Origin of the sequence: Paenibacillus sp. FSL K6-1230 (assembly GCF_038002385.1) — a bacterium.
GTDB classification, from domain to species: domain Bacteria; phylum Bacillota; class Bacilli; order Paenibacillales; family Paenibacillaceae; genus Paenibacillus; species Paenibacillus massiliensis.
The window spans coordinates 2,519,499-2,533,031 of the sequence record NZ_JBBOCK010000001.1 but is presented as its reverse complement, the minus strand read 5'-3'; the positions used below and the strand labels follow the sequence as shown (position 1 = coordinate 2,533,031).

General features: G+C 49.1%; 14 protein-coding genes. 7 read left to right on the top strand and 7 right to left on the bottom strand.

Annotated features, from left to right (window positions below; all coding sequences use genetic code 11):
* The first annotated feature begins 132 nt into the window (after window positions 1-132).
* Both MKX74_RS11155 and MKX74_RS11150 read left to right on the top strand, forming a co-directional pair.
* Window positions 133-384: a DUF3892 domain-containing protein gene (locus MKX74_RS11155; protein WP_341180560.1), complete on the top strand. Its 252-nt coding sequence runs from the start codon at window positions 133-135 to the stop codon at window positions 382-384.
* A gap of 773 nt (window positions 385-1,157) precedes the next feature.
* Complete coding sequence (locus tag MKX74_RS11150) at window positions 1,158-2,060, top strand: manganese catalase family protein (RefSeq protein ID WP_028589185.1); 903 nt, start codon at window positions 1,158-1,160, stop codon at window positions 2,058-2,060.
* Between the two features lie 155 nt (window positions 2,061-2,215).
* On the opposite strand, the gene MKX74_RS11145 is transcribed toward MKX74_RS11150, so the two are convergent.
* The 4 genes from MKX74_RS11145 to MKX74_RS11130 form a co-directional block, all read right to left on the bottom strand.
* Entirely contained in the window at window positions 2,216-2,539 is a 324-nt protein-coding gene (locus MKX74_RS11145; RefSeq protein WP_341178385.1) for a hypothetical protein, read from the bottom strand.
* A gap of 1 nt (window position 2,540) precedes the next feature.
* A complete protein-coding gene (locus MKX74_RS11140; protein WP_341178384.1) occupies window positions 2,541-2,801 on the bottom strand; it encodes a hypothetical protein in 261 nt (86 codons plus the stop codon).
* Window positions 2,776-3,186, bottom strand: a complete 411-nt coding sequence (locus MKX74_RS11135) for a GNAT family N-acetyltransferase (protein ID WP_341178383.1) — start codon at window positions 3,184-3,186, stop codon at window positions 2,776-2,778. The genes MKX74_RS11140 and MKX74_RS11135 overlap by 26 nt, the downstream gene beginning before the upstream one ends.
* 106 nt (window positions 3,187-3,292) lie before the next feature.
* Complete coding sequence (locus tag MKX74_RS11130) at window positions 3,293-3,745, bottom strand: MarR family winged helix-turn-helix transcriptional regulator (protein ID WP_028589187.1); 453 nt, start codon at window positions 3,743-3,745, stop codon at window positions 3,293-3,295.
* A gap of 120 nt (window positions 3,746-3,865) precedes the next feature.
* Here MKX74_RS11130 and MKX74_RS11125 point away from each other — a divergent pair, with 120 nt between their 5' ends.
* The 3 genes from MKX74_RS11125 to MKX74_RS11115 all read left to right on the top strand — a co-directional run bounded on the left by MKX74_RS11125 (window position 3,866) and on the right by MKX74_RS11115 (window position 6,007).
* Window positions 3,866-4,312: a GNAT family N-acetyltransferase gene (locus tag MKX74_RS11125; RefSeq protein ID WP_341178382.1), complete on the top strand. Its 447-nt coding sequence runs from the start codon at window positions 3,866-3,868 to the stop codon at window positions 4,310-4,312.
* On the top strand, window positions 4,305-4,940 hold the full coding sequence (locus tag MKX74_RS11120; RefSeq protein ID WP_341178381.1) for a YczE/YyaS/YitT family protein: 636 nt from the start codon (window positions 4,305-4,307) through the stop codon (window positions 4,938-4,940). Before MKX74_RS11125 ends, MKX74_RS11120 begins: the two co-directional genes overlap by 8 nt.
* A 305-nt stretch (window positions 4,941-5,245) precedes the next feature.
* Complete coding sequence (locus MKX74_RS11115) at window positions 5,246-6,007, top strand: alpha/beta fold hydrolase (RefSeq protein WP_341178380.1); 762 nt, start codon at window positions 5,246-5,248, stop codon at window positions 6,005-6,007.
* Between the two features lie 260 nt (window positions 6,008-6,267).
* Here the strand turns inward: MKX74_RS11115 and MKX74_RS11110 are convergent, their stop codons facing one another.
* Entirely contained in the window at window positions 6,268-9,339 is a 3,072-nt protein-coding gene (locus MKX74_RS11110) for a X2-like carbohydrate binding domain-containing protein (RefSeq protein WP_341178379.1), read from the bottom strand.
* Window positions 9,340-9,751: 412 nt separating this feature from the next.
* The gene (locus tag MKX74_RS11105) at window positions 9,752-11,377 is read right to left on the bottom strand and encodes an amino acid permease (protein WP_341178378.1); all 1,626 of its coding nucleotides are present in this window, start codon (window positions 11,375-11,377) and stop codon (window positions 9,752-9,754) included.
* 183 nt (window positions 11,378-11,560) lie between these two features.
* On the opposite strand from MKX74_RS11105, the gene MKX74_RS11100 reads away from it, so the two are divergent.
* Complete coding sequence (locus MKX74_RS11100) at window positions 11,561-11,737, top strand: YjfB family protein (protein ID WP_018883150.1); 177 nt, start codon at window positions 11,561-11,563, stop codon at window positions 11,735-11,737.
* Between the two features lie 132 nt (window positions 11,738-11,869).
* On the opposite strand, the gene MKX74_RS11095 is transcribed toward MKX74_RS11100, so the two are convergent.
* Window positions 11,870-12,667 carry a PaaX family transcriptional regulator C-terminal domain-containing protein gene (locus MKX74_RS11095; protein ID WP_341178377.1) on the bottom strand — a complete coding sequence of 266 codons (798 nt, stop codon included), beginning with the start codon at window positions 12,665-12,667 and terminating at the stop codon, window positions 11,870-11,872.
* A gap of 148 nt (window positions 12,668-12,815) precedes the next feature.
* On the opposite strand from MKX74_RS11095, the gene MKX74_RS11090 reads away from it, so the two are divergent.
* Complete coding sequence (locus MKX74_RS11090; RefSeq protein ID WP_018883152.1) at window positions 12,816-13,511, top strand: metal-dependent hydrolase; 696 nt, start codon at window positions 12,816-12,818, stop codon at window positions 13,509-13,511.
* Window positions 13,512-13,533: the final 22 nt, after the last annotated feature.

The following is a 13,533-nucleotide window of genomic DNA, read 5'->3' as shown; positions in this document are numbered from 1 at the left end:
ACCCCTTCGATATGGGGACGATACGCATAGCCAAGATCAGCTTATAAAAGATAAGGAGTTGTTCGACTCATGCAGTCTAACCAACCTAACCAACCTAACCAACTTAATCAACCTATTCAAACTACGCAGTCCATGCAGCCACTCCAATCAAACACAAATACGCGTGAGACCTTCGTCGCTGTACAAAAAAACGGTGACGGTGATCTGACTGCATTTCAGACCTCAAGCGGGCGCGTATTGGATTATCAGCAAGCGCTGCAGGAGGTTCAGAATGGTGCCATCGCTGGGGTCAACGTATTCAAGGGAAAAGACGGGGATGCCTATATCCGCGGTGATGCTGACGGAGATCCGACCAATAATCTGGACCAGCTTCCCCTATTCTGATTTTATTTCAGAAGACATCAAGAGAAACGACTCTGACGCCATTCATTGCATCACGATGAATGGCGTTTGACCTTTTACAAGCCGCAAAGATTACTTAATCTACGACAAGATTATTACCTTCCAAGTAGACTCATACAGCAACAACTAGATTGAACCTGCAAAAAGTAACTCCTTCTATTCATAGTGCACCTACTTGTAGGCACCTTTGTGGATGATTTGATGATAATCACCATTGCAAAGTATAACGAACTGAAATATATGGGCTGTAATGTAGCAAATCCAGGGCTAAGCCCTGGATTTTGTTGTGTTACAAAGATCCGTACTACTGTGTCATCAGAAAGTCTGCTTAAAATAGTTCAACACATAAAATAGAAGAGTATATCTTCTTTATTCGGGAAAAGCTTAAAGAAGGTCACGCGCGACACCTCAGCCAATCGACAGTTATTATCCACCCTCACTTCATGGCGCATACGTCCCTGCATGAAATGCAGGCTGCTCCATAGATCGCAATTTTGGACTTCGCTGTCTTCATTCTCCACCAGGAAGTGTTGTAAAGACATTCGCATCTCTGGTTCAAAATTTTGAAGATTTGGTGTAAATCACCCTCTCTTATTGGAAAAACCTGATTCGAATTGCCAAATAACGTATATGTACAAGTATATCCTCGTTGCTCTGATAGCTGTTACGCCAGATTGAACTGGATGATGAGCGCTGCGTCTAATTGGTAAGCATTAGTCCAATTCATTAAAGAACTACAAGGAGGCTACACAAAGATGTTCAAACGTATGGATGAGATTGCAATTGAAATTCCTAATGTCGGAAAGCCAGACCCTAATGCTGCTGCTGCGGTACAGGAGCTTCTTGGCGGGAAATTCGGTGAAATGTCGACTCTGAACAACTACCTCTTCCAGTCGTTCAACTTCCGCTCCAAAGAAAAGTTAAGACCTTTCTATGATCTGATCATGAGTATTACCGCGGAGGAATTGGGCCATGTCGAGCTTGTCTCTCACGCGATAAATAAATGTCTGCAAGGATCTACCTTCCTTCAGGACCCCGACCGCTCACCGCTGGACGGCGTAAAGGATGCTCGCTTATCCTACCACTACTTAGCCGGAGGCCAAGGAGCCTTGCCTGTCGATTCAATGGGCAACCCGTGGAACGGTACTTATGTCTTCAATAGCGGTAACCTTGTGGAGGATCTGCTCCACAACTTCTTCCTGGAATGCGGAGCCAGAACCCACAAGATGAAAGTATACGAGATGACAGACCATCCAGCGGCCCGTGAAGTCATCGGCTACCTGCTGGTCCGTGGCGGCGTTCACGTCGTGGCTTATGCCAAGGCACTTGAAGTGGCTACCGGGGTCAACGTTACAAAGCTGGTGCCTATTCCCTCATTGAACAACAAAGCCTTCAATGAAGCACGCAAGTATGAGGACAAAGGGACACACACGAAGCTGTATACGTGGAGTGACAAGGATTTTACAACGATTGATCAGATCTGGAAAGGTACTCATCCTGAGGATGGCTCCACATTGGAGGTCGTGCATGGTGTTCCAGCAGGTGCTCCCATTCCAGAGGCTCCAGCAGTGGAAGAAGAATTTGCCCCCGGTATATCCAAGGACGAATTCAACGAAATCGCCAAGCGGCTCAAGCAGGCAGGAAATATCACAAGCTAGACCAGCTGGCAGCTGAAGGATAACGCAGGGCTGTAATTCATTGAGGAGCTCCTTAGCTCAATAGCTAACCATGATTCGTTGTAGGCTACGTCATTCGCAACAGCAGGAGATTGTTGTTGCAACGAATTCCCTCCTGCTGTTGTTTTCAATATCGTTCATGCTTCTTCTACAACAATTCCCTGTGTCTCGTAGGGATAATCAATGCCTCGCTTCACCTGCTCCTTCGCTTCCTTACCCAGTAGTAACTCAACCATATACAGTCCAAGGTCAATCGAGGTGGATACACCGCCAGCTGTGATTACGCGCCCATCCTGTACGATTCTAGCCTGCACAACCTCGCTTACATAGGGTTCGAGCAACGCATATTGCAGCGGATGAATAGTTGCCTTAATATCCTGAAGTAGTCCAGCTGCCCCGAGCAGCAGAGAGCCTGACAGACAGAGATCAGATATTGCGCGTGCTCGGCCTTCCTCAGCCAAGCTACAAACTCCTCATCATACCGCAATTGGCGTGTACCCATTCCACCCGGAATAATACAGCATCATATTCTGACAGATCAGGATTGACGTTGTCGATCTTGATGGTAAGGCCGAGCTCATCACGAACCTCTGTATGGCGGGCACAAATATCAAAGGTTGCGTCCCTCGTGATGTCAAAATGCCGTAGTTTTGTGATCACATCATAAAACCCTATGAAATCCAGGAAAGTAACCCCATCAAACAGCACGAGAGCAAACTTCATAGCAAGACCTCCTACTCCACAAAAATACGAGCCATATAATATTCATCCACGTATTGTCCACGAATGCGAATGGAGTTCCTCTGCCTAGCCCTTGGCTCGAGTATTCACGCAATACACCGATAACCAGATAGGCACTATGACGAATCCGCGCCAATTCACTGCCCCGTGCAACTAGATGACCTACCAGACGCCCTTCGTCCTCCGCTACAAGAATGGTTGAATGCTCAGCATCCAGCAATGGCTGGTTGATGAATCGATGCTGCTCGACTGAAGTCGTTCGCTCATCAGGCTCCAGCAGCATGAATTCGCTCTCCTGATCCAGCGTATAGCATAATTGAAGATGCTGTTCCAGATCAGCTTCTGTTAACGGCCTGATCTTTATCATATGTATATTTCCCCTTCTCATGAATACACCCTGTTTATCACATTCCCCTAACATTGTAGCAGAAGCACAGGTTTTTCATTGTGACATGGAACTCCTCCGGCAGCGCTTAATATTCCCGCTTGTTCCCCTTTTTCACATGTTCCCATTCAACCTCAACGTTATGCCGAACCTGCTTCAGCAGTCGATAAATCGTCTGGGTCTCTTCCTCGGAAAGGCCTGCAAGCGCCGTGCTATTGGAATATTCCCCTTCTCTTCGCAAAACAGGATAGAGACTTGTCCCCTTCTCCGTGGGATAGAGCTTTTTGATCTTCTTATTCTTATCATCATCCCTCTTCTCAATGAAGCCTTGCAGCTCCAGCTTAGCTATGGCACGAGCCGCTGTCGTACGATCCACCTTGAGCATCTCTGCTACCTTCTCCTGAATCGTTCCAGGGTTCTCACATATTCGCACGAGATATAGGTACTGTCCTTTGGTTAACTCAAACTCCTTGAATTCAATATTGCTGATTGAGTCTAATGCTCTTGCGATCATTCCGATTTCACGGAGAATTTCTGGCATACACACACCCCTTGTTTTTTATTGCATTTACAACAATAATCATTTCGTATATACTCTTCTTGCAACCTAGTTTTATTATGACGTGGTGCGCGTACTAAATCCAGAGAGGATGAACACGAAGTGAATGTGAAGAGAATAACAGAGGACTTTGATCTGCAGCGTGTGATGAACATTCGCAAGGAAGTATTTGTCCTTGAACAAGGCGTTCCCCTGGAGGACGAATTTGACGAGTTCGATGTATTGGATGGCTCATGTGAGCATGTATTGGTATATCATGAACTGCTTCCGGTAGGAACAGGCCGAGTCCGGCAAGTAGACGGGACGGGGAAGCTGGAGCGTATCTGTATCCTTTCCTCCTATCGCAAGTATGGGCTTGGCAAGATGATCATTCAGGCACTGGAGGAAGTGGCGCGAGAACAAGGTCTCTCCCGGGTGAAGCTCCATGGACAGACCCAGGCCGAAGGCTTCTACCAGAAGCTAGGATATCGGACAGCATCGGATGTCTTCATGGAGGACGGTATTCCTCACGTGCTGATGACGAAGACGCTCTCCCCTACATATGCGTAGAGCAGGCACCTTACGATATATCTGGTTTGTAATCGGCATAATGATCCTTACGCTTGGGGTTTCTCTCACCATTCAATCCAATCTGGGAGCCTCACCCTTTGATGCGCTACTTGTTGGGTTATCTCAAGAGGTGGGACTTACGGTAGGCAGTTGGGAATTAATTATTGCTATTATTTTGATCGCATTCAATGCATGGCTGGAAAGACGGAGGCCAGAAATACTAGGACTGCTGAGTGCTTTTCTGACAGGGCTCGGGATTGATATGTGGCTATGGGGATTGGAGAAGATACTTACCCCTGACCCATGGAGCCTGTGGATTAACCAGCTGCTGTGCTTTGCCGCTGGTCTAGTTATCACAGGACTCGGCACTGCAATATATTTGGTTACCCGCATGGCTCCAATCCCTGTGGATCGACTAACCCTGAATCTTCAAAAGCTGCTTCACACGAACATACAGCTATCCCGAACGTTGGTGTATATTCTATTCCTATCTCTCGCTTTGCTACTTCATGGTCTTATTGGGCTGGGGACGATATTAACGGTATGCTTTGGCGGGTGGATTCTGGGTTTCTTTATGTCTTTTACTGGGAGGAAGCTTCGCTTGAGAGCATCACATAAAAACACCTGAAAATCCAAATAATGAATTGAACCACAGTTGACAGGTTGAGAGCCAATAGCTGCTCGACCCCACTGGCCCATAATGAGGAGGTTCAATGAATGAGAAGGTCCCTATATATCCTGAGTTCACTAGTATTGGCTGGAATGATTAGCATAAGCACTACATGTCCTGTAGGAGCAACTAGCGCTGCTGCAACTGCTGCAACTGCTATAACTGCCATAGCTGTGGACGCTAGCAAAGTTAATCCCTTTTCCAATACTCATTTGGCAGAGGGAAACACCGCAATGCAACCGGAAGGGTTAGCTGCAACCGAAATGCATAATACACATAAGCCACAGAAGCAGCAAACACTTACCTTTGTTCTCGTCCATGGAGCATGGGCAGATGCTGCTTTTTGGGATCGGACGGCTGAAGCTCTACGCAAGCAAGGGCATACGGTCTATGCTCCTGAATACGCTGGCCATGGCAGCCTCTATAACCCCCGCGTTACTCACGATCAAATCGCCGACTCTGTCGTCAAATATATTAAGGACAAACGTCTCAAGCATTTTATACTCGTCGGTCACAGCTTTGGGGGATCTGTCATTCAAAAGGTGGCAGAGCAGGTACCTGAGCGAATTCAGCGTCTGGTCTTCTGGGATGCCTTCGTCGTGCCTGACGGGCAAAGTGTGGCCGATCAATTCCCGGCACCACTGCGGCAAGCATTCCAACAGCTGCTGGACGCCTCCGGCAACCATACGATCAATCTGCCCTTTCCCGTCTTCCGAGACACCTTTGTGAACACAGCCACCTTGCGGCAGGCCAAAGATATCTACAGGAAGGTTAAGCCTGAGCCGGGCGGACCTCTTTTTGAGCCACTAAAGCTCAAGACCTTTTATCAGTTAGGGATCCCCAAGAGTTATCTCTTTTTGACGTCCGACATAGCACTACCGCAGACGCCTTTCGGGTTCCATCCCGCACAGAGCAGTCATCTTGGTCAATACCGCCTTATTGTTGGCAAAGGTGACCATATGACATCAGCCTTCGTCCACCCTACCTATCTTGCGCATAAGCTGTATGAGGCAAGCCGGGACTGAGCTCAAGCGGCACTGCAGGATTCTTCCTTCCACAAACTCACATGTCAGCAAGCGACAGTCATCCCACAACTGGGGTTAACTATCGCTTGCTGCGAATCACTTATACTTTTAGCAAAGCTATCCGGTTATGGGTTATCAGACACTAAATTCAAATGCTCAGTTCTTGCCTCCAGTTCATATGCTAAGCTCACATGCTTAGTCGACATGCCAAGTTCATGACCGGCTCATTCACTCAGTTGCTCAGCCCACATGTTTGACGATCATTTAGGCTCTCTACCCCAAATTAGCTGCCCAGCCACATAGACCGGAATCTCCGGACGCTCGATGTAAGCGGTTGCTGAAGAGTTGAAAGAATAATCATCAGCCTGATTATAGTTACTCCAGTCGTTCTTCACGATGCGCACTTGAATGTCCAGACTTTGGCCTGCAGGCAGGGTACCTGCTCCTGCTCCAAAGCCAATCTCGGCGTAGGTATCTGCCGTGACGGTAGGCTGGGTTACCTTCTTGAAGCTTCCTTTCAGATGTTCTGCCCCGACAGTAGACCAGTCGAAGAAAATCTGCTGTCCCTGCTCTCCGTTAGCTGTATAGTAATAACGCAGAGTGACATCCGACAGCGCCATAGGCTCACTTCCTGTGTTCGTTAGACGAATCCGCGGATTCAGTGTGTTGGAAGCAGGTGCTGTCGTTCCATTGTAGGCTGCCACCTTCAGCGCCCCATCGGGAAGCGGGGTAGTTGGCGTTGAGTCCAGTACATTTAAGGTCAACGTAGCAGGATTGCCACTGCTGAAATGGAAGACCAGTGCATGGTTCCCCTTCGTCAATTCGGCCAGATAGTCCTTCAAGATCGTGACTGTCGAGCCGACAACGGTGTAATCACGGCCTTCGACAAGTGTGGCTGCACCGCTGCGAACATCAGTCAGTGTATTCCCGTTAGGTGTGATAGTAACCTTCACATCGTCCGCCACCTCGGGATTGAGATCGAAGGTTGCGCTTTGTGGAGTAATGGATGCCGATTGCCCTGGCAGCTGCGGCGTATTCGTCGGATCGGCATATAGAATCCCCCGCCCGTTCGTGCCCAGATATACGCGTCCATAGATTCTCGGATCGCCTGTAATGGCTACATTTATAGATGCATATTGATGTGCATCATCGTTAATACGAACCCAGCTTGCGCCAGCATCATCCGAGCGGAACACACCGCGCACATCATCGACCTTGGCGCTTGTATAGATTGCCATGTAATCCTGACCTGGCGCTGCCTTACCAAAGCCTACCACATTAGCCTCCTGCACATTGGAGAGCTTGGTGAAGCTGGCTCCCGAATCCGTCGAATGCCATAATCCGTACAATCCGTCCTTCGAGCCTCCTGCTAGCCAGATATCCCCTTCACGTCCTGGCATGGCCTTGAAGTCTAGGTCACCGCTGGCCGGCAATCCCGTTGCCGCTGTCGCTGTGAAGGTAGCTCCCCCGTTGTTACTTACATAGAAGGTCCCAGCCGAGAAGCCATAGAATTTATCCGGATTCACCCGATCCGAAGCTACCTTGGCACCTGCTGGAATACCCGTGCTGAGCGTCCACGAGTTACCTGAATTTGTTGTGTAGTACACGCCTTCAGCAAGACTCCAGACGATAGCCTCTCCATCCGCAGCCAAGGCTACTGTGCCTCCGCCTTCCTTGGTCTGAGGATGGTTGGCAGTGTACCAGTTCGCTCCTCCGTCACGGGAGAGACCAAAGATTTTGGCAGTCGGATAATTGGCATCCACTCCTCCAGCTCTTACGACAAAGCCAGGGTCCAGTTCAGCATAATCCAGACTGAATGAGTTAGAGGGATTCAAGTGCATTCTGGTCGGCACTGCATCCAGTTGAGTATGCCTGAATCCGCTGATATCAGCCAAGGCACTGATTAACGGGGCCCCCGTAGGCGGACTGATCAAATCTCGAACGTACGTCTCCTCTATCCCCTTGGCCATAACTGAAATGTCAATTTTGCCATTAGGCTCGTCCCAGTTGGTGACGTTGTTGCTTCCGTATAATGTAGCTCCGGTCCCATACATCATCCGATCACTATCGAACGGGTCAATCTCCAGATCACCGATCATCCAGCCGAGCTTAGGTGTAGTCTCCGGTGGAGCAGGATGCGAGCCAAAGTCAAGCCAAGGAGCCGCTGATATATCTTGCTTGTACTTGAGCTGGCGGCCTGGATATCCGTCCCATTCCCAGATTGGGCTCCATGTCTCTCCGCCGTTGGTGCTCCGATAGATCTGTTCATCGGGCCACCAGGCATTCAACGAAGCGACCATCACGGTGTCAGGGTTCTGTGCATCCACAGTCAGACCGCCGAAGCCGAAGTGTAGATCAGGATCATTCGCTTTGAGTGGGCTGACGTCTGTCCAGACATCTGTGGCTGTATCCAGCTTCCATACCGCCCCCTTCTCCCCACGATACGGTCCCGCCCCATCAATGTAGCTGATATACAGGTCACCGTTTGCAGATAGTACGCCATGGTGCGGTATATAGCCTGTAGGCTGGCCCGGGATTGCAGTCCATGTCACGCCCCCGTCTGTGCTGCGGAACACATTATTGCTCTTATCTGCGACACCAACATATATCGTCTGAGTAGCAGTGCCCGGCGCACTTGAGGTCTTGTCGAAGGTAATCCAGGATAAGCCCACGATGTCACCCTGATAGGAGTCCCCAGGAACCTCAATATAGGTGCCCGGATTCGGGAAAGCATTTACTTGCGTCCATGTCGCTCCATAATCACTGCTCTTCCATAATCCATTGCCGCTACGTGCTCCAAAGTACAAAATATTATTCTTATTGGGATCAACAGCCAGCCGCTCTCCCATCGACCGTCCAGGCATATTGCCGCCTACCTTGAACGGAAGCTGTGTCTCTGCCCAGGTATTCCCTCGATCTGTAGAGCGCAATATATATCCATTATCGGGGTCCCAATCATTCGTGTACGTCCCCACAGCCATGTATACCCGATCAGGATCGACAGGGTCCGTGGCTAGCGCATCGACCCCATTTTTGTTCCAGTCCTCGAATCCGACCCAATCGGTTAGCGGTATCCAGCTTTCGTCACTGGGATTCCAGCGATAGGCGCCTCCTATGTCAGTTCGTGCATAGATCAGATCCTTTTCGCTTTCATTAAAAATAATCCCTGGAATAAACCCGCCACCTCCACCTGTGACTACACTTTTCCACGCATAGGATTCACTAGGTGCCGCCTCCAGCGAATTTGGAAGCGCTAACATAAATGAAGAGCCTAATAGTGCCGTCGCCAGCACCATCGTTCCCCATTTGCGACCCTTTCTTAGCCTCGACATGACAATCCCTCCTTTTTCATAGTGGATGAATGTGTTCAACCTCTGAGAAAATAAGAAATGAATGCTCATCATCACCTCACTTCCTTCAGCATGCCAGGAACATGATGCGACTGAACGATCTGTGGCTTCCTGCGGAATTATCCCTATCCACGGAAGTTGTCCAATGCGTCGGTTAAGAAAGGAATTATTTTCCTTTCAACATCTTAACACAAACCCTTCCTCGCATCCATAGTTTCAGCTCAAAAAAAGTAAAAGTTTTACATTTTTAGTCAAAATAAAAACACTGTATGCCGCATCGCACACAGTGTTCTTCACTCCTCTATACTTGCATATTTCCTACCTACGTATCTCCAATATACCCACTTAATTTTCGCTACCTACTCTGCTTACATTGGTTTGTGGAGCAAGTATATTATGGCTTGTCAGGCCATTCATGCTCCTGTTGGGCCTTTACGGAGCGCGACGGCTCGGATTCCTCCTCTATGAGGTGATGCATATTCGTATCATAAGGCTCCTTGCTTGATCGTTTTCGCCCATTCCGTTCACTCCCCGCCTGTCGGACTGGAGCCAACTCTTCAGCCAGCTCTACTGACACTGGAATATAGGCTGGAGCAGGAGCTGGACCTTGCAGCTTGGACTGCTGCGCTATGGCTTCCACGCTACTGCCGGCTGCGAGCCGCCTACGCTGCAGAAGCGCGCGAGATAGATAAATCGCCGTGAACAAGACCATGAACGACAAACCTGCTATCAAGCCGCCTCCCTGCCCCGGAATCAGTGGCATACTCACGATAATGACAAGCAGACCTGCCATTGCGAGCCACGAGGTATATGGAAAGCCGCGCATTGGTTGCGAGGCAGCCAGAGGGCCTCTGTTCCTGAGACGTAATTTGTAGTGGCTTAGCAGCATCATGACATATGAGAATAACAGGGCGAAGCCGCCTGAGCTGACCAGGAACAAATACACGCTTTGCGGCAGGAGCAACCCAAAGCCAAGTGCAGCCAGCATACCACTACCGGAGATGAGGATCCCACGATAAGGGATATCAGAGCTGTCCTTCATCCAGCGAGGTGTGTGCCCTTCCTCCGCCAGAGAGCGCAGCATTCTGCCTAAGCCAAACACGGAAGCCAGCATCGTCGAGAGGATCGCAGAGACGAGTACAATGTTCATGACTGTGCCAGCCCAACCAAGCCCATAGACTTGAAGTGCGGACACGAACGGGCTAATATGCTCGGATATCCGCTGTGGAGGCATCAGCATGAACAAGGAGACCATCGCTAGCAAATACAGGGTTACTAACGTAATCAACGTATACCGGATCGCCTTCGGAACGATAATGTCCGGCCGAGTCGTCTCGGAGGCTGCCAGACCAAGCACCTCAAAGCCCGCATAGGTGAACATGACCATCAGCATGCTACCGGCAACCCCACGAATGCCACCAGGCAGCCACGCGCCATGAATCAGCTCATCTACGCCTAATGGACGTTGCTCTCCCGAAAAGGTCACAGCGACCAGAATTCCAGCTACGACGACGAAGCCCACTATGGCCGCCAGCTTCACCGCCGCAAGCCCACTCTCCAGCTGACTGAGTCGCTTTGCACCGAGCAGATTCAACAGGGTGACAGCAATAATGATTAGCGCCCCAACCAAAGGTAGTGAGATTCCGGGATACCAGCCTTGCAGGAGAATCGAAGCCGCCGTAGCTTCACTAGACATCGCAAGCACCAGTCCACTCCAATAGACCCAGCCTACAATGAAGCCTGCCCCCTTTCCGAAAGCCTGCTCTGCATAGCTACGGAACGACCCTGCGGCTGGTCGCCCCACGGTCATTTCAGACAACGCAGAGAGAATGAAATACACGAGAATCCCGCCCAGGATATACGCGAGTAGCACCGACGGTCCTGCTGCACGAATAGCAACAGATGATCCCAGAAAGAAAGACCCACCGACCACGGTTCCCAGCGCCAGCATCGTCAAATGCCACACCGACAATCCTTTATTGTGTTGATTGTTATATGTCTGCTTATCGTGAGCCTCCATAAGTGTCCTCCCGTACTTGTGTATACGAGAAGTATTTGCATGCATTGCTATGCTTAACCAAGTTTTTTTATAGATAGGCATGCTAATGGTCGCTCTTGAAAAGTTAAGAATTACAAGATTAGCAGACAATGACCGATATATACACATGTAAAACACTACTCTCAACGAAAGGAGGCGTACACGATGGATATTGGAGCTTTATCCATGGCCATGAGTCAGGGCTCACTTGCTCAAGCAGCCAGTCTGAAGATGCTATCCGTGTCCAAAAACATGGCAGAGCAGCAGGGTCAGCAATTAGCAGAAATGATCCAGAGCGTACCCCACCCGAATCTGGGCCAGCAGCTGGATATTCGCGTATAAGTCAGGAGAAGTGTAAGCAGCAAAGGCCGAGCAGGTGTATCCTGATCGGCCTTGCTGTATTGTATAGACTCGGAGTATGATTCCAGCTCTTAATCACATAGCAGATATCTCGTACAGTTATCGCACAGTCACTCATGTATTCACAAGAAATTGATAATAATCTGAGGAGCTGGGAATGAGCGTAGCAAACGACTGAAATGAACGATACAATTCGGCGATTATCGTGTGCCCCATCCAATCCTCTGGAAGCAGAGGGATCGGGAGCATCGGGTCTCTCAGGCTGAGCTCGCTAATAACCTCTCCAATGTGCAGATAAAGAACAAATAGCTCGAGCGGGTCCATCCCACCCCTGATCTCCTGATTCAAAGCCGGCAGGAACTCGCCCTGATACCATTGCCACTTCTCTTGGTACAGTTGATGGATATCCCCCAATGGCCAGATTTCGGCTGCTCGCTCAGGGGTGATGTCTCCAAACAACATGGATGCTTCGGAGATCGTGACGTATTCCTCCATAGAAGACGCATGAATCCAAGGCATCAGCTGCTTGCTGTAGTCCCAAGGCGAGACATAGACACCTTTATACAATTGACCAAATCCAAGCTGCAATAGATGCAAGCGGAATTGGTCCCTTTTTACCCTCTCAAGCTCCGGTACCTCAAAGTGTACAAAACACCACTTATGATTCCAATCCACATCGTATTGCCTTGGCTTCCGATTCACGAAGGATAGGAACTGCTCCCCTTTGTCTACAATAGAATACAAGGAACGTTCTTCTGCCTGAATATACTTTTCTTTCTTCATTCGTGATAGAACATTACGAATCGACTGTTCTCTATACCCCCGCTTGGTATAAATTTGAACCAATTCCTTGGCATGCATGCAACGCTTTTTTGTCAGCAGGAAAAGGATCTGTTTTTCAATAGAATGCATTCGATAATTGAACTCCTTCCAGAACACTCGCTTACATCATACTACAATAATTTGATCCCAAAAGAAATAAAGTTTGACAAGAGAAGAAAACAAAAATATAATCACATTGACGTCGGACGACAAAATATAAGTATGTGGAGGAAATAAAATGAATCTTACTTTTCATGGGCACTCTTGCATTCAAATCTCGGACAAGGAGCACTCGATTATCATCGACCCATTCCTTAGCGGTAACCCTGCTGCCAAGACTAAGCCAGAGGACATCCAGGCTGAATATATTTTACTTACACACGGGCACACAGATCACACCGCTGATGCAGAAGCGATCGCTAGAGCTAACGATGCGACGATCATCGCTACTTTTGAGCTTGCTACATACTACTCCTGGAAAGGACTGAAGACCATCGGAATGAACATGGGTGGCACTGTGGATCTCGGATTTGCGACAGCCAAGCTTGTTCACGCGTTCCACAGCTCATCAATCGTATCGGATGATTCCCAGAGCATTGTGTATGCAGGCATGCCCGGTGGATTTATCATCGACTGGAACGGAACTACACTTTATCATGCCGGAGATACCTCCTTGTTCGGTGATTTGAAAATGTTCGGCGAGCTTCACGATATTGATTATGCGATACTACCGATCGGTGATTTCTATACCATGGGACCCAAGGATGCTCTGATTGCGGCCAAGTGGCTACAAGCCAAAAACGTGATCCCGGTTCATCACAGCACATTCCCAGGCATCGTTCAGGATGCTGTCGCCTTCGTCTCTCAGCTGAAGGAGCAAGGAGTCGGAGGTTTTGCACTTCAGCCTGGGGATCAGCTTACTCTTGAGAAATAATGCTTGATGCTGAACATGGAAT